The sequence below is a fragment of the Micromonospora purpureochromogenes genome, from assembly GCF_900091515.1.
GTDB lineage: Bacteria > Actinomycetota > Actinomycetes > Mycobacteriales > Micromonosporaceae > Micromonospora > Micromonospora purpureochromogenes.
In genome coordinates this window covers 2,567,078-2,588,645 of sequence record NZ_LT607410.1, presented here as the reverse complement: position 1 = coordinate 2,588,645, position 21,568 = coordinate 2,567,078, and the positions used below count along the sequence as shown (strand labels likewise).

General features: G+C 74.9%; 18 protein-coding genes. 4 read left to right on the top strand and 14 right to left on the bottom strand.

Going from position 1 to position 21,568, the window contains the following annotated elements:
- The first annotated feature begins 68 nt into the window (after nucleotides 1-68).
- Complete coding sequence (locus GA0074696_RS12070) at nucleotides 69-1,502, top strand: pyridoxal-dependent decarboxylase (protein WP_231925337.1); 1,434 nt, start codon at nucleotides 69-71, stop codon at nucleotides 1,500-1,502.
- Nucleotides 1,503-1,761: 259 nt separating this feature from the next.
- On the opposite strand, the gene GA0074696_RS12065 is transcribed toward GA0074696_RS12070, so the two are convergent.
- The 7 genes from GA0074696_RS12065 to GA0074696_RS12035 all read right to left on the bottom strand — a co-directional run bounded on the left by GA0074696_RS12065 (nucleotide 1,762) and on the right by GA0074696_RS12035 (nucleotide 7,749).
- Nucleotides 1,762-2,766 carry a sulfite exporter TauE/SafE family protein gene (locus GA0074696_RS12065; RefSeq protein ID WP_088961194.1) on the bottom strand — a complete coding sequence of 335 codons (1,005 nt, stop codon included), beginning with the start codon at nucleotides 2,764-2,766 and terminating at the stop codon, nucleotides 1,762-1,764.
- Nucleotides 2,767-2,884: 118 nt separating this feature from the next.
- Complete coding sequence (locus GA0074696_RS12060) at nucleotides 2,885-3,355, bottom strand: RrF2 family transcriptional regulator (RefSeq protein ID WP_088961193.1); 471 nt, start codon at nucleotides 3,353-3,355, stop codon at nucleotides 2,885-2,887.
- A 57-nt stretch (nucleotides 3,356-3,412) separates the two neighbouring features.
- Complete coding sequence (locus GA0074696_RS12055) at nucleotides 3,413-4,294, bottom strand: acyl-CoA thioesterase (protein ID WP_088961192.1); 882 nt, start codon at nucleotides 4,292-4,294, stop codon at nucleotides 3,413-3,415.
- Entirely contained in the window at nucleotides 4,291-5,739 is a 1,449-nt protein-coding gene (pyk, locus tag GA0074696_RS12050; protein ID WP_088961191.1) for a pyruvate kinase, read from the bottom strand. The genes GA0074696_RS12055 and pyk overlap by 4 nt, the downstream gene beginning before the upstream one ends.
- A gap of 227 nt (nucleotides 5,740-5,966) precedes the next feature.
- Nucleotides 5,967-6,152, bottom strand: coding sequence for a hypothetical protein (locus GA0074696_RS12045; protein WP_088961190.1), 186 nt, complete (start codon nucleotides 6,150-6,152; stop codon nucleotides 5,967-5,969).
- A gap of 108 nt (nucleotides 6,153-6,260) precedes the next feature.
- Nucleotides 6,261-6,626 carry a YciI family protein gene (locus GA0074696_RS12040; RefSeq protein WP_088961189.1) on the bottom strand — a complete coding sequence of 122 codons (366 nt, stop codon included), beginning with the start codon at nucleotides 6,624-6,626 and terminating at the stop codon, nucleotides 6,261-6,263.
- Between the two features lie 289 nt (nucleotides 6,627-6,915).
- Nucleotides 6,916-7,749, bottom strand: coding sequence for a lipase family alpha/beta hydrolase (locus GA0074696_RS12035; protein ID WP_088961188.1), 834 nt, complete (start codon nucleotides 7,747-7,749; stop codon nucleotides 6,916-6,918).
- A gap of 280 nt (nucleotides 7,750-8,029) precedes the next feature.
- Here GA0074696_RS12035 and GA0074696_RS12030 point away from each other — a divergent pair, with 280 nt between their 5' ends.
- Nucleotides 8,030-9,262, top strand: a complete 1,233-nt coding sequence (locus GA0074696_RS12030) for an outer membrane protein assembly factor BamB family protein (RefSeq protein WP_088961187.1) — start codon at nucleotides 8,030-8,032, stop codon at nucleotides 9,260-9,262.
- 120 nt (nucleotides 9,263-9,382) lie between these two features.
- Here GA0074696_RS12030 and GA0074696_RS12025 read toward each other — a convergent pair whose 3' ends face one another.
- From GA0074696_RS12025 to GA0074696_RS12010, 4 genes are all read right to left on the bottom strand, one after another.
- Complete coding sequence (locus GA0074696_RS12025) at nucleotides 9,383-9,775, bottom strand: effector-associated constant component EACC1 (RefSeq protein ID WP_088961186.1); 393 nt, start codon at nucleotides 9,773-9,775, stop codon at nucleotides 9,383-9,385.
- A gap of 13 nt (nucleotides 9,776-9,788) precedes the next feature.
- Nucleotides 9,789-12,032 carry a M48 family metalloprotease gene (locus GA0074696_RS12020; RefSeq protein WP_172894264.1) on the bottom strand — a complete coding sequence of 748 codons (2,244 nt, stop codon included), beginning with the start codon at nucleotides 12,030-12,032 and terminating at the stop codon, nucleotides 9,789-9,791.
- A 462-nt stretch (nucleotides 12,033-12,494) separates the two neighbouring features.
- Nucleotides 12,495-12,758, bottom strand: coding sequence for a DUF6244 family protein (locus GA0074696_RS12015; protein WP_088961184.1), 264 nt, complete (start codon nucleotides 12,756-12,758; stop codon nucleotides 12,495-12,497).
- Nucleotides 12,759-12,872: 114 nt separating this feature from the next.
- On the bottom strand, nucleotides 12,873-13,118 hold the full coding sequence (locus tag GA0074696_RS12010; protein ID WP_088961183.1) for a winged helix-turn-helix domain-containing protein: 246 nt from the start codon (nucleotides 13,116-13,118) through the stop codon (nucleotides 12,873-12,875).
- Between the two features lie 452 nt (nucleotides 13,119-13,570).
- On the opposite strand from GA0074696_RS12010, the gene GA0074696_RS30735 reads away from it, so the two are divergent.
- A complete protein-coding gene (locus GA0074696_RS30735) occupies nucleotides 13,571-13,747 on the top strand; it encodes a hypothetical protein (protein WP_157745875.1) in 177 nt (58 codons plus the stop codon).
- Between the two features lie 202 nt (nucleotides 13,748-13,949).
- Here GA0074696_RS30735 and GA0074696_RS12005 read toward each other — a convergent pair whose 3' ends face one another.
- Both GA0074696_RS12005 and GA0074696_RS12000 read right to left on the bottom strand, forming a co-directional pair.
- Entirely contained in the window at nucleotides 13,950-14,639 is a 690-nt protein-coding gene (locus tag GA0074696_RS12005; RefSeq protein WP_088961182.1) for a hypothetical protein, read from the bottom strand.
- The gene (locus GA0074696_RS12000; RefSeq protein WP_088964513.1) at nucleotides 14,640-17,177 is read right to left on the bottom strand and encodes an FtsK/SpoIIIE domain-containing protein; all 2,538 of its coding nucleotides are present in this window, start codon (nucleotides 17,175-17,177) and stop codon (nucleotides 14,640-14,642) included.
- A 191-nt stretch (nucleotides 17,178-17,368) separates the two neighbouring features.
- Here GA0074696_RS12000 and GA0074696_RS11995 point away from each other — a divergent pair, with 191 nt between their 5' ends.
- Nucleotides 17,369-18,781: an alkaline phosphatase PhoX gene (locus GA0074696_RS11995; protein ID WP_088961181.1), complete on the top strand. Its 1,413-nt coding sequence runs from the start codon at nucleotides 17,369-17,371 to the stop codon at nucleotides 18,779-18,781.
- Between the two features lie 98 nt (nucleotides 18,782-18,879).
- Here the strand turns inward: GA0074696_RS11995 and GA0074696_RS11990 are convergent, their stop codons facing one another.
- Nucleotides 18,880-21,558, bottom strand: coding sequence for a type 1 periplasmic-binding domain-containing protein (locus GA0074696_RS11990; protein ID WP_088961180.1), 2,679 nt, complete (start codon nucleotides 21,556-21,558; stop codon nucleotides 18,880-18,882).
- Nucleotides 21,559-21,568 lie beyond the last annotated feature (10 nt).

Sequence of the window (21,568 nt, the reverse complement as noted above, 5' to 3'; positions counted from 1 at the left end):
ACCCGGTGCCTACCGGATCGGGGTGACCGCCTCTTGCCCCCGCCGGATCGGTTTGGTCGACTCGTCAAATGGCTGAGCACATGGACCCGGACGAGTTCCGCCGCGCCGGGTACGCGGTGGTGGACTGGATCGCCGACTACTGGACGACGCTCGGGAAGCGTCCGGTCACCTCGCAGGACCCGCCCGGCGCGGTGGCGGCGGCGCTGCCCGCGAGCCCGCCCGAGCACGGCGAGCCGGTCGAGGCCGTGCTCGCCGACCTGGACACCCTGATCACTCCCCGGCTGACCCACTGGCAGCACCCCGGGTTCTTCGGCTACTTCCCGGCCAACACCTCCGGCCCGAGCGTGCTCGGTGACCTGGTCAGCTCCGGGCTCGGCGTGCAGGGCATGCTCTGGGCCACCGGCCCGGCCTGCACGGAGCTGGAGACGGTGATGCTGGACTGGCTCGCCGGGATCATGGACCTGCCGGAACGGTTCCGCTCCACCGGTCCGGGCGGTGGGGTGATCCAGGACTCGGCCTCCTCGGCCACACTGGTCGCCACCCTGGGGGCGCTGCACCGGGCCAGCGGCGGCCGGTGGCGCGCGGTGGGCATCGACCGCCGGTACCGGGCGTACACCTCCACCCAGGGGCACTCCTCCATCGAGAAGGCGGCGCGGATCGCCGGGCTGGGCGAGGACGGGGTCCGCCCGATCGAGGTGGACCCGGAGACGCTGGCGATGCGCCCGGCGGCGCTGCGGGCGGCGATCGAGGCCGACCGGGCCGCCGGGGACGTACCGGCGATCGTGGTGGCGACCATCGGGACGACGTCCACGACCGCCGTGGACCCGCTGCCGGAAATCGGCGCGATCTGCGCCGAGTACGGTGTCTGGCTGCACGTCGACGCCGCGTACGCGGGGGCGGCGGCGGTCTGCCCGGAGCTGCGCTGGTCGCACGCCGGGCTGCAGCTCGCCGATTCGTACTGCTTCGACCCGCACAAGTGGCTGCTCACCGGCTTTGACTGCGACGCGTTCTGGGTGGCCGACCGGGGCGAGCTGATCGAGGCGTTGACGGTGATGCCGGAGTTCCTGCGCAACGCCGCCACCGAGTCCGGCGCGGTGATCGACTACCGGGACTGGCAGGTGCCGCTGGGCCGGCGCTTCCGGGCGCTGAAGCTCTGGTTCGTGCTGCGCTGGTACGGCGTCGAAGGGTTGCGGGCGCACATCCGCACGGGCGTCGCGCTGGCCGACCGGTTCGCCCGCCGGGTGGCGGCCGACGACCGGTTCGAACTCGCCGCGCCGCACCCGTTCTCGCTGGTCTGCTTCCGGCTGCGGGCCGGCGACGAGGCGAGCGCCGCGCTGCTGGACCGGGTCAACGGCACCGGGCGGGTGCACCTGACCCACACCCGGGTCGGCGGGCGGTACACGCTGCGGCTGGCGGTCGGCTCGCCGCTGACCGCCGAGGAGCACGTGGACGAGGCGTGGGAGCTGCTGGCGTCCGCGGCGGGCGACGTGGTCGCCGGCTGACTCCGCCGGCCCGCCGGCACCCCCGTCGTCGCCCGGGGTCGCCCGGGTCAGGTCACGCGCGAGCGTGATACCTCAGAGGTATTTCGATGCCTCTGAGGTATCACGCTCATCGTCGTGTCGCCCCGCCCGACCTCACACCGCGTCACCGCGCGCGACTGTGGCGGCCCGGGAGCTGGGCGGTCGCCGGAGCCTGGCGGCTCACGTCAGGAGCACCGGGCAGACACGGCGGTGCGGGCTTGAGACGTACCCCCGGGGGTGGTCAGCGGTCGGCGGCGGCGAGTCGGGACACGGCCTCGACCGGCGCGACGGCCGCCTTCTCCGCGGCCTGGGCGGTCACCGCCCGGGCGGTCGGCCCGGGCGCGGGCTGGGCGGTCGCCGACAGCGCGGCGTCGACGGTGCTGCGGGCGCGGCGGGTACGGCGCAGCGCGCGCACCGCCAGCGCCAGCGCGACCGCCCAGCCGACGGCGAGCAGCGCGTAGACCGCCGGGCGGGCGGCGCCGCCCAGCTCGCCGGCGCGCATCAGGGTGCGGGCGTTGGTCAGCACGATCACGCCGCCGATGGTCGCGCCGAGCAGTTGGGCCGGGACGATGCGCACCAGCCAGGCGGCGACCGGCGCGGCGATCAGGCCGCCGACCAGCAACGCGGCCACCGTGGGCAGCAGGAAGCCCTGGCTGCCCAGCCCGATCAGGAAGCCGATGCTGGCCGCGCCGGCGACCACGACCTCGGCGGTGTCGACGGAACCGATCACCTTGCGCGGCTCCAGCCGGCCGGAGACCAGCAGCGCGGGCGTGGCCACCGGGCCCCACCCGCCGCCGCCGGTGGCGTCGACGAAGCCGGCGACCAGGCCGAGCGGGCCGAGGAACCGGCCGCGCAGCCCACCGGCGCCGGCCCGGGGACGCAGCGGCCGGGAGAAGCGGACCAGCAGGTACGCGCCGAGCACGAAGAGGATGCCCGCCATCCAGGGCGCGGCCGACTCGGTGGAGATGGCGCTGAGGAAGGTGGCCCCGGCGAAGGCGCCGAGCGCGCCGGGGACGGCGATCCGGGCGACCACCCGCCAGTCGACGTTGCCGAAACGCCAGTGCGCGACACCGGCGGCGAACGTGGTGCCGATCTCGGCCAGGTGCACCGAGGCGGAGGCGGCGGCCGGGGCGACGCCGGCGAAGAGCAGCAGCGTGGACGAGGTCAGACCGTACGCCATGCCGAGCGCCCCGTCGACGAGCTGGGCGGCCAGCCCGACCAGGGCGAGGACCAGAAGCTTGCGCACGCGCGCCCCTCCGAACTTTTCGGCATCTCCTATCGACTTGGTCGACAATGCGGCACGACGAGGGCTGGGTCAAGCCCCCTATCGGTGGGTGGGACGGCAGCGGACGGCGCGGCCGGACTCAGCTCCAGGCGCGGGGGTCGGCGGCCAGCTCGGTGATCCGGCCCGGCAGCTCCCCGGCGGCCACGTCGGCGATGCTGACCTGCTCCAGGATCTCCCGCTCGCTGGCCCGCAGGGCGATCCAGACCTCCTGCAACGCCCGGGCCGCGCCGTGGTAGCCCAGATCCTCGGGGCGCTGCCCACGCACGTGCGCCAGCGGACCGTCGATGACCCGGATCACCTCCGCCAGGGAGATCTCCGCGGCCGGTCGGGCCAGCCAGTAGCCGCCCTCGGGCCCGCGCTGGGCGTGCACGATGCCGCCCCGGCGCAGCTGGAGCAGGATGCTCTCCAGGAACTTCGGTGGGATCTCCTGGGCCCGGGCGATCTGCTCGGCGGTGACCGGCCGGGACCGCCCCACACTCGCGCCGTCGGCGACCGAGGCCAGCTCGGCGGCCGCACGGAGGGCATAGTCGACCCGGGCGGAGAGACGCATGACCGCAAGGTTAGTCGGCAGGTCAGCCCGCCGGCCTGCCGCCCCTCACCCTTTTGATCACTCGCCGACGCGGCGGAGCAGGCCCTCCTGCACGGCGCTGGCGATGTGCCGGCCGTCGGTGGTGAACATCCGGCCGGTGGCCAGCCCACGGGCGCCGGAGGCCGACGGGCTCCAGCAGTCGTAGAGGAACCACTCGTCGGCCCGGAACGACCGGTGGAACCACAGCGCGTGGTCGAGGCTCGCCCCGACCACGCCGCCCGGGCCCCAGACCTCGCCGTGCACCGAGAGCACCGAGTCCAGCAGGGTCAGGTCGGAGGCGTACGCGAGGGCGCACGCGTGCAGCAGCGGGTCGTCCGGCAGCTTGCCGTCGATGCGCATCCAGACCCGCTGGTTCGGGTCGGCGGGGCGGTCGCCGGGGCGTACCCAGCCGGGCTCGCCCACGTAGCGGACGTCTATCGGGCGCGGGATCTGCCCCCAGATGCCGAGCCGCTCCGGGTAACGGGAGAGCCGGTCGGTCATGGTGGGCACGTCTTCCGGCCCGGGCACGTCCGGCGGCGTGGGAGCCTGGTGGTCCAGGCCCTCCTCCTGCCGCTGGAAGGAGGCCGACATGAAGAAGATCGGCTTACCGTGCTGGAGGGCGACCGAGCGGCGCACCGAGAACGAGCGGCCGTCCCGGACGTTCTCCACCTGGTACTCGATCGGCTCCACCGGGTCGCCGGGGCGCACGAAGTAGCCGTGCAGCGAGTGCACGAAGCGCTCCGGATCGACGGTACGACCGGCGGCCACCAGGGCCTGGCCGGCGACCTGCCCGCCGTACACCCGCTGCGGGCCGACCGGCGGGCTCATCCCCCGGAAGGTCATCTCGCCGGTGTTGTCGAGGTCGAGGACCTCCAGCAACTGGTCGACCGCGGCCTGCCCGGCCACCTGACGCTCGGTCACTGCAGGGCCCGCGCGGAGGCCGCGTCGACCAGCGAGCCGAGCTGGTGCACCCGCAGGGTGTTGGTGGAGCCGGGGGTGCCGGGCGGGCTGCCCGCCACGATCACCACGTAGTCGCCGGGGTTGGCCCGGTTGAGGCCGAGCAGCGCCTGGTCGACCTGGCGGAACATGTCGTCGGTGTGCTCCACGAACGGCATCAGGAAGGTCTCCACTCCCCAGCAGAGCGCGAGCTGGTTGCGCACCTCGGGCACCGGCGTGAAGGCCAGCAGCGGCAGGTCGCAGTGCAGCCGGGAGAGCCGCTTGACGGTGTCGCCGGTCTGCGAGAAGGCGACCAGGGCCTTGGCGCCGATGGCCCGGGCGATCGAGGAGGCCGCGACGGTGAGCGCGCCGCCGTGGGTCCGCGGGTCGTGCTGGAGCCGGGGCACCCCGATCGAGCCGGACTCGGTGGTGGTGATGATCTTCGCCATGGTGCTGACGGTGAGCACCGGGTACTTGCCGACGCTGGTCTCACCGGAGAGCATCACCGCGTCCGCGCCGTCGAGCACCGCGTTGGCGACGTCGGAGGCCTCGGCGCGGGTCGGGCGGGAATTCTCGATCATGGAGTCGAGCATCTGGGTGGCCACGATGACCGGCTTGGCGTTCTCCCGGCAGAGTTGCACGGCGCGCTTCTGCACCAGCGGCACCTGGTCCAGCGGGAGCTCGACGCCCAGGTCGCCACGGGCCACCATGACGCCGTCGAAGGCCAGCACGATCGCCTCGAGGTGGTCCACCGCCTCGGGCTTCTCGACCTTGGCCAGCACCGGGCGGTGCACGCCCTCCTCGGCCATGATCCCGTGCACGAGCTTGATGTCGTCGGCCGAGCGGACGAAGGAGAGCGCGATCAGGTCGACGCCCAGGCCGAGGGCGAAGCGCAGGTCCTCCGCGTCCTTCTCGGACATCGCCGGGACGCTGACCGCCACGTTGGGCAGCGAGACGCCCTTGTTGTTGGAGACCGGACCGCCCTCGGTGACCAGGACGCGGATGTCGTTGCCGGTGACGTCGCTGACCTCGACGGCGACCCGCCCGTCGTCGATCAGCAGCCGGTCGCCCGGCTTCACCTCCTGCGGCAGCTTGCGGTAGGTGCAGGAGACCCGCTCCTTGGTGCCCACGATGTCGTCGCCGGTGATCACGACGGAGTCGCCGGTGCGCCACTCGTGCGGGCCGTCGGCGAACCGGCCGAGGCGGATCTTGGGGCCCTGGAGGTCGGCCAGGATGGCGACCGGGTGCCCGGCGGCGTCGGCCGCCTCCCGCACCAGCCGGTACACCGACTCGTGGTCGGCGTGACTGCCGTGGCTGAAGTTCAGCCTGGCCACGTTCATGCCCGCCTCGACGAGCCCCCGGATCCGCTCCGGGGACGAGGTGGCAGGGCCAAGAGTGCAGACGATCTTCGCGCGGCGTGTCACGCCCATCAGGCTAGTCTCTCCTCCGGGTCGGCCGGGCCGACCCCTTTCGGACTGTGGAACAGTTGTCCACCCGACGCGCCGCGCAGGGCGCGTGGCCGGCGGGCGCGGAGCCGCACCGGGGGACGTCGTGAGTGGCGGGCATCGGCGACCGCGCGCCGGGAATCGTACCGCCCGCCCGCATCCGCCGCCGGAGGCGCTCCCACGCCCGCGACGGGCGCCCGCCGCGCCACCGCTCACCCACCGCCGGCGACCTCGTCGGCGTCGCGGCAGCGGGCGACCAGCGCGGGCGCGTGGTCGACAGCGCCGTTCCAGACCCGGGTCGCGGCGGGGTAGTCGGCGAGCCGGAGCACCCGGTCGCCGATCAGCTCACGCAGGTCGGCGGCGGCGCGGGCGAGGTCGGGGGTGGCGGCGGAGGTCATCGGGGCTCCTCGGCCCGGCCCGGCGGCGCCCGGCGCGCCCGCCCCGGCCAGGGCCCTCCCAGTGGACACCCGCGCGGCGGCCGGCGCCGTCACCCCGGCGACAGTCGGTCAGCCCTGCGCCTTGACCAGCGGGAACTCCAGCGAGCCGGCCGGGCAGAGGAAGGTCAGCACGTCCACCTGGTAGAGCCCGGCCTGCACGGCCGGGTCGGCCTCCATCACGCTGCGCACGTCGTCGACCGAGCCGGTGCGGGCCAGGCCGATGCCGATCGGTGGGGCCGGCTCCCGGGCGGGGCCGTCGATCGACCCGGAGACCAGCACGATCCCCCGGCGCTGCAACGCCTGCATGTGCTCGAAGTGCTCGGCCTGCAACCGCTGCACGGTCTCGCTGGGCAGGGCCCGACCGGCCGCCCCCGGATAGATCACGATGCACTCGTACGTGTCGAGCGCGAAGTCCAGCTGCGGCATACCCGTCATGGCGCCCCCTCCCACGCTGCCGGCGTCGGCACCGCGCCGGCCTCCCCCGACTCGGCACAGCGTCGCACGCTGCGGCGGGCCGCAGCGGCCGCTCGGGCCAACTGCCCCGCCGCAGCACCCGGTTGCCGACCGGCTGGGTCGTTCGTCCAGCCGGCCACCGGGTACGTCGTCGGTGAAGCGTCCGGCGGAGCAGGCGGCCGCCGCCGAGGCCCGGCTCACCGACGACGACGGGCCGGGCGGCTGACCGCACGACGGGCGGACGGGGTGCTCCCGTCCGCCCGTCGCTGCTTCACAGGGCGAAGCAGTTGGGGCGAACCGGGGCGTCGGTGAGCACCTGCCGGACCACGGTGTAGGTGGTCCCGTCCAGGATCAGGCTGAGGTGACCGACCAGCCGCAGCGGGCACCAGCTCTGGATCAGCACGTTGTTCGCGCCGTCCGACAGCGCGGCGTTGCCGATCGGCCAGACCAGCTCGTCCTGCCAGGTCCGCACGGTCGCCCAGCGGATGGCGCCCGGGGTGTCGTCCCCGCCGTTGAGGGCGGTGAGCAGGTCCGAGCCGATGGACATCTGCTGGCAGGCGACGATGCCGGCGCAGCTGCCGAGGCCGATGAACTTGAGGATGTTGGCGGCGTAGGTGCCCTGCTGAGGGCTGCCCAGGCTCACGTACCGGCCGACGACGTCGGCACCGCCGAGGAACTTGACGTACCAGCGGGAGACGAGCCCGCCCTCGGAGTGGGCGACCAGGTCCACCTTGGCCGCGCCGGTGCTGGCGCGGACCTGGTCGACGTACGTCTTGAAGGCGCGAGCGGACTCGCGGATGTCGCCGAAGCCCAGCCCGGGGATCTGGAAGATGGAGACCCGGAAGCCGTCGGCACGCAGCCGGGCGGCGATCGGCTCGTACGCGATGGAGACGCCGATCAGGCCGCCGACCACGATGACCGGGTTGGCGTTGGCGTTCGCGGTGGCGGTGGCGGTGGCGGACGTGGCCGCGGCGCCGGCGGCCGTGGTGCCAGCGGTAGTGGTGCCAGCGGTGGTGGTGCGGTCGGGGGCGGCCGCGGCGGCGGTGGCCGGGACGAGCAGTGCGGCGACGGCGGTGGTGGCGGCGAGGATCGTTCGGAGCAGCATGGCTGCACCTCCGGTGGGAGGTTCCCGGGGAGCCGGGACGGCGGGTGGGGGGATCCGATCGATCGGTGGGACGATGATGCGGGTCACAATTCACACACGTCAATGGCAAGTTACGCGCCGGTAACGTGAAGTCTCCCCAGGGGCACGAACCGGCCTATCGGACGCGGCGGCGAGATGGTCCACAGTGGTGCGTATCGGTCGTGTGCCGACGGGCGGGTGCGGGTACGCGACGACGTCGCCCACCAGGGCGATCACGTCGCACGCTCCGAAGGGGGCTCGTATGCCCACACCCGGTGCCATCCGTTCCGGCATCGCCACCGCCGTCACCACGCTGCTGTGCCTGACGGCCACCCCCACCGCCGCCCTCGCCGACACGCGGCCCGGCCCGATCTCGTTCCTCAGTTCCCGGGACCGGATCGCCACCGCGTACCAGATCAACGCCAACCACGACGGCAATGCGGGGGCCGCCGTGGTGGCGCCGCCGCTGCGCCGGCACTGGTCGCGCAACCTCGGCGGAAGTGTGTCGTACCCGATCATCGCCGAACAGCGGGTCTTCGTCACCGCCCGCCAGGGCGACGAGTACGGCACCACCCTGTACGCCCTCGACGCCGCCACCGGCGCGAACGCCTGGCCGCCCGTGAAGCTCGGCGGGACGTACTGGTACGGCGGGCTCACCTACGGGGCGGGCCGGCTGTTCGCGCTCAACTTCGACGGTCGGCTCACCGCCTTCAGCGCCGCCACCGGCGCCCGGCTCTGGACCAGGGAGCTGGGCAGCGCGTACCAGTACGACTTCGCCTCCATGCCCACCTACCGGAACGGGGTCGTCTACTTCAGCGGCTCCGGCGTCGGCGGCACCCTGTACGCGATCAACGCCGACACGGGGTACGGGTGGGCGCGGCCGGTGGCCAACGGGCAGGACAGCTCGCCCGCCGTGACCGACACCGCGGTCTTCGCGTCCTACGGCTGCCCCCGGGTCTACCGCTTCGAGGTGGGCACCGGGACGCAACAGTGGGAGTACAACTCGACCTGCACGGGCGGGGGCGGCCTCACCCCGGTCCTGGCGGACGGGGCGGTGTGGGTCCGCGACGTCTTCAGCACCGCGCCGACGGTGCTGAACCAGTCCGACGGCGAGGTACGGGCCCTCTTCGGCGCCCGCTTCGAGCGAGCGAACCCACCGGCGTTCCTCGGCCGCACCGGCTTCTTCGTCACGGGCACGGCCATGCAGGCGCGACCGACCACCAGTCCGCTGCAGGCGCTCTGGACCTTCACCGGCGACGGCGGGCTGCTCAACGCGCCGATCATCGCTGGCGGGTACGTCTACGTCGGTTCCGAGACGGGCATGCTCTGGGCGGTCGACCCGGCAACCGGCCGAGCCGTCTGGTCCACCCAGGTCGGCGCGCCGATCTACCCGCCGAACGAGCGTGGCGGTGGCTCCCCCCGGACCGGGATGGGGGCGGGGCAGGGCCGGCTCATCGTCCCGGCAGCCAACCTCCTGGTCAGCTACGGCGGCTGACGCGAGCACGTCGGGTGGGTTCTGCGAGCGGGGCCGGCCCGACCACGCCCCTGGCTGCCCGGCGATCGCGGCCGGGCAGCCGGGGCGCCGACCTGGCCCGGGCAGCCGCGTCGCGACGCGTCAGGCGGTCGGGCCGGTCTCTCCGTCCGCCGCCTCGCGCAGCGCCTGGGTGGCCTGGTCGAGCAGCTTGGTGGGATCCGTCCGGCCGTTGACCTGGATCTCCGCCTCGGCGTCGCCGACCTGGATGCGGATGCTCACCTCGGTGCGCTGCTGGTCCACCCAGGACTGCACCAGGTTGAACAGGCCGGGCAGCAGTCCCTGGGCCACCACCGCGATGATCACCGCGTCGCTGAAGCCGGGCCGGCCGCCCTGGCCGGCGGCGTCGCGCACCGCGGCGCGGAACTCCGGCCGGCGGTGGATCCAGGCCAGCAGCGGCACCCGCGGTGGCCCGGCGGTACGCGGGGTCAGCACCATCCGCACGGGCCGTCCGGCCCGGTGCACGGAATCGGTCACGTCGTGCTCCTCCTCACTCGCCGCCGGGCCGGAACGTCAGCTTGCCGTCCACCACGGACAGCACCCCGGCCACCTGGATCTCCTCGTCCTCCGTGAACGGGGTGGTGCCGAAGAATCCGGTGGTGGTGCCGGTCGCCCGGGCCGACCCGCGGCCCTCGTACGGCGTCGACACCTGCGCCGAGGTCGGGCCGGTCAGGGTGAGTTCCACCGTCGGGTACCGGGTGATCTTCCAGGCGATCTTCTTCACCGTCTCCCCGGTGTAGTACCGGAACGGGCACCCCTGCGGCGCGGCCACCGTCTGGGCCGCGCAGGCGTCCAGGTACGCCCTGACGCTCTCCTCCGCCGTGGCCTGGGCCGCCGGGGCCAGCGTCGGCGTCAGGTCGGGGGTCCCCGCGCTCTCCTGCCCGGGCAGGACGTAGACGACCTGCGACGGGGTCTCGCTGAGCGCGTTGCGCTGGCCGCCGACGGTGTACACCCCGGGCAGCAGCGCCAGCTCCACGCCCGCTCCAGCCGCCGGTGCGGGTTGGCCGTTGACGGTCAGGCCCGCCGCGCCGGGGAGGCTGAGCCGCGCGGGTGGCGCGGCGACCTGCCACCGGTGGAACAGCCCGAGGGTCGCCGACTCGTCCCGGCGCAGCGGCAGCTCGGCGCTCAGCTTCTGCCCGGCCAGGGTGTAGGCGACCTTGGCGACCGCCTCGTCGCCGTCGCGCTCGACCGACGTGACGTCCACGTCGGTCGGCGGCTGGTAGCCCTTTCCGCCGACGATCCGGGCGAGCTGCTCGCCGTCGCCCGCCGCCGACCTGGCGTCCGGGGTCAAAGCCGCCAGGGCGGCCCGGCCGTCCCCGTCGTCCAGCGCCGAGAAGTAGGCGTCCACCGCCGCCTGCGGGCGGAACAGCAGCCACTGCGCCGTGGTGAGCGCGCCGCCGCCGAGGCAGCCGATCAGCGCCAGCGCGCCGACCAGCACCCAGGCCCGCCGGGAGCCGACCGGCCCCGGCCGCCCGAACAGCTCCTCGGTGCCCACCCGGGCGGGGCTCCCGTCGGCGGCCGTCGCCTCGTCGGCGGTGGCCGGCGTGAGCCGCTCGAGCCGGTCGAGCCGCAGCTCGGACGGCGGGTGGGTGGCGCAGACCGCCTCGTCCCACCCGCTGCGGCCGGTCTCGAAGGACCGACGCCGTTCCAGCATCGACCGCATCCCGGCCGCGTGGCCGGCGAGGACCGCCCCGGCGTCGGCCCGGTACTCCGCGGCCCGGACGTCGCGGCGGTGGCAGGGCAGCACCACGAACCGCATGGTCAGCAGCACCGGCCAGAAGACGAGGAAGACCAGCAGGTCGGTGGCCGGGTGCGGGAACCGGCGCATCAGCCAGGTCGGCACCGCGTGGACCAGCACCAGCGGCAGCCCGACCCCCCGGACGAACGCGCTGGTCACCTCGTCACCGGTACGCCAGTGCACCAGTTCGTGGCTGAGCAGCGCCGCGATGTCCTCGTCCGGCTCGTCGAGCAGGCTGGTGGTCACCACGATGTGCCGGGCGTAGGCCCGGGCGTTGGTGAGCACCGGGTCGTCCTCGATCAGCAGCCGGGGCACGCTCGGCAGGCCGAGCCGGGCGGCGCACCCGGACAGGATCGGCCGCAGCCGCTCCGCCTCCCGCCGGCTGAGCTGACGCGCGCCGGAGACGCTGAGCAACCACGGCTCCAGCAGCACCCGGCCGAGGGTGTAGACCAGGCCGACCAGGGCGGCGGCCACCACCATCCCGACCAGGCCGGTGAACAGGTTCGCCGGCTCGTCGAAGGCGTCCCGCCAGGGCAGCACCAGCACGACCAGGAAGCCGGCCAGGGAGCCGACCGCGAAGCCGACGAAGCCACCGACCACGCCGCCGGACCGGTTGAGGAAGGCGTCGAGCAGGGGACCGACCAGCGGCGCGTCGCGCACCACCGACGGCAGGGCGTCGCCCGACTGGGTGCCCCCGGCGACCAGCCCGAGCACGCCCAGCGCGAGCCCGCCCCACACCGCGGCCAGCAGCGCCAGCGGCACGTAGAACCAGGTGGCCAGGAAGCTGCCGAGCACGCCACGCCAGTCGCGCAGGATGCCGGCGCGCAGCCACACCAGCGCGTTCGGATACCCCGGCGGCCGGTCGGCCAGCCGCCGGTCGAGGCCGCCCGGCCCGGCCGGGCGCGGCTCGGTCGGCCGCTGCTCGGTCGGGCGCGGCTCGGTCGGCCGCTGCTCGACCGCGGGTCTCACTTGCGGGTCCACGTCCGGGTCGGTCACGGGCGACTCCTCGACGACAGACGCCACCACCCGGGACGGCGAAGGGGCGCACGTTCCACGGGCACGGCGCATCGGACGGCGGCCGGGCCGACCGTCGACGGTATGTGCGCGGACAGGAATACGGTGCCGAAATCGATCAGTGGATTTCGACGTCGCAGGACATTACCCGTAGCGAATGGATATCGCCACCACTGAACCGACCCGGCCCGCTCGCCACCGCACGCTGTGGTGGCCAGGATTCCCGTTCCACCAGGGCGTTCACCGCTCCCGCCCGGGTCGGTGGCGGCGTCGATCAATGCGAAAACAGGGGTTGGCGGGGTGCCTTCGGTGAATTGGCCGGGAGACCACGCCGATTGGTCGCGAACCCGCCAGGATATGCAAAACAGCGCAGGCGGCACCGCCCTGTTTCGGATCAGTTATCCGACACCGGGGCGCGGCATTGCGCTGCCGGGCGGGGCCGGATCAGCTGCCCAGCGCCCGTACCTTGGCGATGGTCTCCTGCACCTGCTGGCTGGCTGGCCCGGCGCCCTGGGCCGCCTGGGTCAGCGCCTGCCGGTAGGCGTCCAGCATCCCGATCAGCGGCCCGGCCGCGACCCCTTCCAGGGCACCGGCGACCAGTTCCCTCGCCTCGGCGGCGTCCTGTGCCGCGGCGGCGGTCTTCGCCTTCGCCTCGTCCAGCTTCTGCGCCGCCGCCGCCAACCTGGCGATCACCTGTGCTGCGCTCACGCGCCCTCCCCTGGTCGTTCCGCGTCGATCGGCCCCGCCACCGGCGTCGACCACAATGGAGGGTACGAGATGCCACGCCCTCCAGCGGTCACGCGACGACGGACCGATTGTCGACTACCGCTCGGCGACGAACACGCCGACGCCGCCGACTCCCTCGACGAGCCCTTCGATCTTGAGCGCGTTGATCGCCTGCCGGACGACGATGGCCGACACGCTGTGCTGACGGCACAGCTCGGACGTCGACGGCAGCTTGTCTCCCGGCGCGAGTTCGCCGGACTGGATCTGAGCGCGGATGCCATCGGCTATCTGCGCCCACTTGGCCTTGGCGGGCATTGGTGTCTCCCAGGTCTGCACCGCCATTTGATCACGTGAAACTTTGTATAGCAAGCAATGTCCGGTCCACTGCTTGCCCTTGCATGACCTGTTATATATGCTCTGTCTCGACCGGCTCCCAGGTCTGCAAACCGGAGTTGGTCCTTCCCCACCGCACAGAGCGCCCGGTCGGCCGGTCCCCCTGGACGGCCGGGCGTGCCGCGGCTGCCCGCAGGCAGCACCCACGCTGAAGCGATCCCCCACCAAGGAGACGCCACCGGACGGGAGACCCGATGCACGAGCAACCAAACGAGAACCGCTCCATGCATGGCGACGGGGACGGGGCGGGTGGAACACCATGGGTGTCAAACGCCTCCGGTGACACCCATGGTGTTCCACCGGCCGGCCGCGCCCGTCCTGCACCCACCGACCGGGACGATCGGGCGGGGCGACCGGGCGACGACCAGCCGTCCGGGCGGCCCGGCCGTCCGGAGTCGCTGGTGTCCGCACAGGACGTCGAGGACGCCGACGACATCCTCTTCGCCCATCCCCCGCGGGTGGTCACCCGGTGGCTCTGCGGCTGCGGCGAGGACTACCCCTGCCCCGACGTCCGCTTCGCCCGGCTGGTCAAGGCCACCCATAGCGGGGCCACCACCGGCGGCGAGGGCAGCCCGTGAACAGCTCGGACCTGCGCAGGTACGCGGCTGAGCAGGCTGCCGACGCGCGGCGGACCATCGCCGAGCACCGCACGGAGGCGTACACCGGGGTGTGCCGGAAGTGCGGGCGGCCCGGGCCGTGCGACGAGCAGCGGGCGGCGCGGACCCGGCTGGCGCACCACGACGCGACGCTGAACGCCCTGCGCCCGCAGGCCGGGCGCGGTCAGCGCAGGAAACGGACGAGCAATAGGCTGGCGCAGTACGCGGTCGGCACCAGCGCGACGCAGATGACGAAGCCGAGCGGGACGAACCGGGGCGGCTCCACGGTGGCCAGGGCGGGCCGCCCCCAGCGACCGAGGATCAGCCAGCCGGCGGCGAAGGAGAGCACCGGCAGCCCGGCGCAGATCCAGGCGCCCAGGGTGAAACCGCTGACCAGCCCCACGCCGGAGGCGACCACCAGGACCAGCATCAGCAGCACGCCCGCGGCGGCGCAGGCGACGTAGACGGCCACCGCCCGGGCCGCCGGCGACCAGGTCGGCAGCAGCTCCGGCCGGGCGGCGAGGGCCTCGACCTCCCGGGTCCGCAGGTCGGCCTCGTCGCCCAGCCGGCGGGCCTCCTCCAGCACGACACCCGGGTCGGAGTCGGCGGCGGGATCGACAGCGGCGGTGGCGACCGGGAAGCCGCTGGTGGCGTCCGGCCCGTCCGGAGCGGCCGCGGTGGCCGGCGGAATTCCGATCGCCTCGCCGAGCTGGTCTAGCCGCTGGCCCTGGGCGGCGAGCCGCTGGCCGACCTGCGCCACTCCGGCGTGCAGCCGCCGCCGGCGCTCCGCCTCGGCGGCGGCGCCCCGCTCGCCCTCGCGTACCTGCACGGAGAGCTGGCGCACCGCGGCGGCGTACTCGTCGAAGGTGGACACTCAGCGCTCCTCGTCCTCGGGCCGGTACCCGGGGCGGACGAACGGCACGATCAGCGCGGTCCGCTGCGCGTGCCGGTCCACCAGCAGCGCCCGGTCGGCCCGCGGGGTGTACGCCAGGTCGGTGACGCCCAGGTGCAGGCCGAGGTCGGCGCCGGCCACGTTGAGCGCCACCAGGCAGGCCACGTCGTCGCGGTTCTGCGAGCCGCCGAGGTCGTCGGCGAGCCGGCGCAGCCCGCGCCACCAGCCGAGCAGGTGCACCCCGTGGCCGGGGCCCTGGCGCAGCAGCGCCCGCAGGTCGTCGTGGCCGGAGCGGAAGGTCTCCGGGTCGGTCCGGGTGAGGGTGGCGCCGGCTGCGTCCACCCCGAAGACCACCAGGTACGTCCGGCCGCGCTGCCCCGGATCGGCGGCCAGCTCGCCGATCCGCCCGCGCAGCCCCGCCGCGTCGACCACGGTGACCGGGTGCCCGGCCGCCTTGATCCCGGCGGCGGTCTCGTCGGCCAGCTCGTCGGCGGCCTCGACCAGCGGCGCGAGCACGAACTCCGCCTCGCCCGGGGCGTGCTGGCGGGCCAGGCTCAGCGCGGCGGCGCGCAGCACGTGCGCCCCGGTCGCCGCGGTGCCCACCACGGCCAGGTGCCGCCCGGGGCCGGCGTCGAGGGCGAACCGGGCGGGGCTGCCCGCCACGTCGACGGTCCGGCCGACCAGCGCCGACGGGCGCCGCGCGCCGGGCCGCAGCGCGGCGGCGGCCGGCTCGTCCTCCAGGTGCGCCGGCTGGTAGCCGCGGAAGACCGCCGGCGGCGGCCAGCCCTCCGGCCGGTCGTCCCAGAGCTCGTAGCGCAGCCGGGCGACCTGCCGGGCGTCGGCGTGCGCGTCGGGGAAGCGGACCAGCAGGTCCGCGCCGGGCGCGCCGGCGGCGGTGTTGACCACGGCGGTGCCGACCGTGCCGGCGGTGACGGTCGCGGCGCGGGGACCGAGCACGGCCTCGCCGCCGGGCAGCGCCACCCGCAGCGCGAACTGCCCGAAGAGCGTCTCGGCGCGGCCGTAGAGGGCCTCGACGCCGGTGGTGCTCTGGCTGGCCAGCACCAGGTGCACGCCGTACGAGCGGCCCTTGCGGGCCAGTTCCTCCAGCAGGTCGACGGCCTCCCGGGCCAGCCGGTCGTTGCCGGCGAGCAGCACGTGGAACTCGTCCACCACGGTCACGATCCGGGGCACCGCCGCGTCCGCCGGCAGGTCGGCGAGCTTGGTGATGCCGTGCCGCTTGAACTCCTCGGCCCGGCGGCCCAGCTCCCGGCGCAGTTCGCGGAGCACGGCGAGGCCGTACTCGCGGTCGGACTCGACCCCGACGGTGCGGGCGTGCGGCAGGAACGACGGGTCCCGTTCGGTGGGCACGAACTCGGTGAAGCTGACGCCCTCCTTGAAGTCGAGCAGCCAGAGCTGGAGGTCGGCCGGGGAGTAGCGGGCGGCCAGTCCATAGAGGACGTCGACGAGGAAGACGGTCTTGCCGGCGCCGGTGCGCCCGCCGACCAGCCAGTGCGGGGTGGCGTCGTCGAAGGCGAGGGTGACCGGCTCCCGGCCGGCCCGGCCCACCACCGTGCGCAGCCCGGCCCGCGCGGACTCCGTCCAGCGCCGCTCGGGCAGCAGGTCCGCGACGTGCAGCGCCGCGTCGCGCCGCACGGCCGCGGCCAGCCGCCCGGCGAGCGAGCGTACGGCCTCCTGCGGCGGGTCGCCGTCGAGCAGCACGGGTACGGCCAGCCCGGTGCCGTCGTCGCCGAACGGGTACCCGGGCGGGTCGCCGACCCAGGCGTACCGCTCGTCGAGCCGCAGCGTGGTGGTGGCGCCCAGCGGCGGGGCCGGCCCGGACGGCGCCACCGGGTGGCCGGCGAGCAGCACGCAGACCGCGGCGGCGGGCCCGGCGTGGGTGAGCGCGGCGAGCCGGGCCAGCTCGCGCGGGGCCGGCACCGAGGCGGCCACCACCAGCAGCAGCTCGTGATCGTCGCGGTCGGCCTGCTGGGCGGCGCGGGCGTGCGCCTCGGCGGCGTCGAGCAGCGCGCCGATCTCGGCCTCGGTGGTGGCGGTCGCGCCGAGCACGCCGGCCTCGCGCAGCGGCCGCAGCGGCAGGAAGGTGGCGCCCAGCGCGGCCGGGTCGATGCCGACCACCCGGACGGCGCCGGGCGGGGTGGTGGCCAGCAGCCGCAGCACCAGCACCCGCAGCAGCACCGCCACCCGGGGGTCGCGGGCGTCGGCGCTGATCGCCAGGTGCCGGCCGGCGCCCAGCGGCAGCAGCAGCGGGAACCGGCCGTCGGCGGTGGTGGCGTCGCCGACGCGTACCGGCGCGGGTTCGCCGGCCGGGCGGGTCGCCGGTGCGGTGGGGGCGGTCAGCGAGGCGGCGAGGCGGCCGAGTCGGGCGACGAGGTCGACGGTGCGTTCCGGCACGGGCTGCCCGGCCAGCCGGTCGAGCAGCGCCCGAGCCCGGGTCCACCGGTCACGGGCCCGCCGGTGGGCGGTGACCGCCTGGCCGTACGCCGACGCGAGCCTGCCCACCGTCTGCTCCCCCACCACGTCCGTCCGATCGAGGGAACCCTAACGGAGCCGGGACGGCGCCGCACCAGGCGTCGCATCCGAGCCGTTGGTCCACTGTTCACCTGCCGGTCCGCCGCCGCGCCGCCCGGTGTTCCGCCGGTCCGGATTGCCTGCTGGCGGACGACTTGGTGAAAGAACTGGAAGGTGACGACGTGACCTCCTCCCCCATCTCCCGCCGCAACCTGCTGCGCAGCGGCGCGGCCGGCGGCCTCGGCATCGTGGTGGCCGGCAACCTGGAGGCGATCGCCGGACCGGCCGCGGCCCGGGCCGCCACCCGCCCCGCCGTGGGCTACGGCGAGCTGGTGCCGGACCCGGCCGGCCTGCTGGCGCTGCCGCCCGGTTTCTCGTACACGATCGTGGCGCAGGCCGGCAGCACGCTGCTGGAGAGCGGCCACCCGACCCCCAGCGACCCCGACGCGAACGGCTGCTTCCGGTCCCCGACCGGTTCCGTGCTGGTGAACAACCACGAGATCGGCGGCAGCGAGCCGTACGGCGTGCCCGCGCTGCCGGGCCTCACCTACGACCCGGGCGCCCGCGGTGGCACCACCACCATCGAGGTGGACGGCGCCGGGCGGCGGTTGCGCGAGTACGTCAGCGTGGCCGGCACCCACAACAACTGCGCCGGCGGGATCACCCCGTGGGGCACCTGGCTGACCTGCGAGGAGACCGAGCAGCGGGCCGGCGGGAAGTTCCTCAAGGACCACGGGTACGTCTTCGAGGTCGACCCGCACGACCCCACCGCCAACCAGGACCCGGTGGCCCTGAAGTTCCTCGGCCGCTACGCGCACGAGGCGGTGGCGGTCGACCCGTACACCCAGGCGATCTTCCTCACCGAGGACGCGGGCGGGCCGAACGGGCTCTACTTCCGGTGGACGCCCCCGGCCGGCTTCCCGGGCGGCAAGGGGGCGCTGCGCGCGCTGGCGCAGCGGCCGGACGGTGACACCGCCGGCAGCCTCCAGGCGATGAGCTGCTACCTCGGCGACAACCACATCGCGGACCTGTCCCAGGCGACCCTCCCGGGCACCCGGTACAAGGTGGAGTGGGTCGACGTGCCCGACCGCGACGCACGCACCGTCTCGGTGCGCAAGCAGTTCACCGACGGGCAGGTGACCCGCAGCCGCAAGCTGGAGGGCGCCTGGTGGGCCGACGGCGGCGCCTACTTCGTGGCCAGCTTCGCCCGGCACGGCGACGGCAGCGTCAACGAGCACGACGGCCAGGTCTGGTTCTACGACCCGCGCACCGAGACGGTCACCCTGAAGACCATCTTCGGCGTCAACCAGGCCCCGGACCAGGAGGGCGGCTACGACGGCCCGGACAACATCACCGTTTCGCCCTACGGCGGGGTGATCCTGGCCGAGGACGGCGACGGCCTGTCCCACCTGGTCGGGGTGACCGCGCAGGGCAAGGCGTACCCGCTGGCCCGCAACGAGCTGAACGACAGCGAGTTCGCCGGCCCGACGTTCAGCGCGGACGGCACGATCCTGTTCGCCAACATCCAGTCCCCCGGTTACGTCTTTGCGATCACCGGGCCGTGGGGGCGGCCGAGCGACGACGACCCGGCCTGATCCCTCGGGTGCGGCCGGCGTCCCGACCGGGCGGCCGGCGGCGATCCCGTGGACGGTGCGGCCGGCGTTCCTGACCGGGACGCCGGCCGCCCGGCCCGTCAGGCGGGGCGGCACGCCGGGTCGGGCGGGCCGTCGGCGGCGCCGCAGTGGTACACCTCCACCGGCTCCGCGTCCACGTCGGGCACCTCCGCCACCCGCAGCAGCGCGATCCGCTTCGCGACCGGCTCACCGGAGTCCGGGGCGTACCGGACCACCCCGGCGACGCCGCGGTAGCCGCCGGCGGCGTTCTGCCGCAGCACCTCGGCGTGCACGCCGGCCGGGTTGACCGCGCGGGGCTCCCAGCGCCGGCCGGTGTCGGCGTGCCGCAGCCGGGCGGCGAGGCTCTCCAGGGCGCGCACCATCATCATCGACGCGCCGTAGGCGAGGCTGACCCGCTCCCCGACCGGCGGGCCGGCGTCGTCGCGGCAGCGCGGCGGCTCCAGCAGGTCGTCGGCGCGCACCCAGCCGAGGAAGGTGCCCCGGGCGTCGTCGCGCCGGGCCTGCGCGGCCCGCAGCGCGCCGCAGGTCGCCAGGGCGGCCTTCGACACGTACGTCACCGGCAGGTTGCCGGGCGCGCTGGCCCGCAGCCCCGGGTTGGCCATGTAGCGGTTGACCGAGTCGTCGGCGAGCAGGTGCCGGGGCGGGTTCGCGCCGCACTCCTTGAGCGCGCGCAGGAACCCGTCGAACTCCGACCAGCGGCCGGCGAAGACCAGCGCGCCGGGGTAGCCGCACTCCTGGGTCAGCCGCCGCCCGGTACGCCACTCGTCCAGCCGGGTGAGCCGGTCGCCGAAGCGTTCCCGAAGGCCGTCGACGAGGGTGGAGACGTAGAGGTCGTCGGCGAGCGAGCTGCCCTCCCCGGTGGTGTGGTAGACGTGCGCCTCGGTCACCTTCAGCACCTGCCGGGCGTACGCCTCCAGCATCCGGGCCTGGTCGGAGTTGGGCGCCGACATCTGCAGGTAGAGGCTGGAGTTCTGGTCCATCCGGTCGGCCGACAGGGTGGGCGCGAGCACCGGCAGGCCGACCCGGTTGAGTTCCCGCAGCGCGGCGGCGGTGCTGGTCCGGCTCTCCACCAGGCCGACCACGCCGAGCAGGGTGGGGTCGTCGCGGGCCAGACCCTCCAGCATGGTCACCGCCCGGCCGGCGTGGCGCATCTGCCGGCCGCCGTTGGCAACGACGATGTGCAGCAGGGCGGCGCCGTCCGCGGCGGCGGACTCCTTGAGCAGGGCGTACTGGGCGGTCGCCATGCCCTCCAGCTCCTCCCGCTCGGAGACGTACGACTCCTCGTCCGCGCGGGTCCGGTTGCCGGTCAGCGAGCCCAGGTAGACCAGGGTGAGGTACGGCCGGCGGTGCTCGCTGCGCCGCCAGACCTCCGCGGCGGCGCGGTTCTGCGCGAAGATCCGCCGCTGCACCGCCCGTAGCCGGTCCTGGCCGGGGTCGCTGTTGAACAGCTGCCCCGCGCTGTCGCTGTAGCCGACGCACTCGCCGTCGACCAGCTGCACCCGGACCTGCCCCGTCGGGGACGGGTGGCAGTCGGGCGCCCAGCGCCGGTCGGCCCACGCCCCGGCGGCCACCAGCAGCACCAGGACCACCGCGGCCGGCAGGAAGCGCCGCGACCACCAGGGCGGGTCCGGCGTCACCAGCGCCCGGGGGGTGCCCCCCGGCGGGGGTACGACGTCCCCGGCCGCCACCCGCAGGACGACCAGCCAGGCGGCGGCCCGGCGCAGTCGCCGGGTCTCCGGCAGCGCCTCGGCCCACTCCTCGTACGCCTCGTCGGCCTCGCGCAGCGCGCGCGTGGCGGGCAGTTCCGGCGGCGGCTCGTCGGCGACCGCCACCACCAGCAGCGGGTCGTTGCGTCCGGTCTCGTTGCGGACGTCGTTGAGCAGCCGGACCAGGGTGTGCCCGACGGTGCCCACGGCGACCCCGTCGAGCAGCAGCACCGGGTATCCGGTGCGGCGCCAGTCCCCCGGTCGCCAGAACCGCCGGCGGTACGCCTGCCGCAGGTCCTCCAGGAAGGCGTGCAACAGCAGCTTGTCGACCTGGGCCGGCTGTTCGCCGTCCCGCCAGCCGGCGGTGAGCCGTTCGGCGAAGCCGAGAAAGGTCACCGACTGCCGGGGCGCGAGGTACTGCTGCCGCATGAACCACCGGTAGTGCCGGCCGACCAGCGGCACCCGCCCGGAGACGGCGATCCGGAACACCGCGCTGGGCACCGCGCGGCGCAGCAGCCAGAGCAGCACCTGCAGGGCGGTGCCGAAGCCCGACTCGCCGGTCACCGGGGGTTCCTCGGCGGAGCGCCGGCCCCGCCGGTCGCGCAGCCGCCGTACCAGCGCGGCCCGGCCGCTGTCGGCGGCGTCGACGCCGTCGGCGAGGGTCTGGTGCATCAGCCAGTCGGCCAGCGGGTAGTGCCGGAACCGCAGCCGGGCCGTGCCGAACGCCTCCAGGGACAGCTGCCGGTGCAGCTCGCGCAGCACGGCGGGGATGTCGTCGGTGCCGGGCCGGCCGGCCGGGTCGAGCACGGCGTGCGGCACCCGGCGGCCGGTGCCCTGGCCGACGAAGCGGCGCAGCAGCCCCGCCACGTCACCGGCGCCGGCCGCGCGGACCAGCCAGAGCAGCGGCAGCCGCCGGTCACCGCGCCGGGGCCGGCGCAGCAGCCGGGCCAGCAGGGAGAGCAGCTCCGGCCCACCGGTGGGGAGCCGGTCCCGGGCCGGCCGGGGCCGCTGCCGGGTGGTCGGTTCTCGCATCGCGCACCTC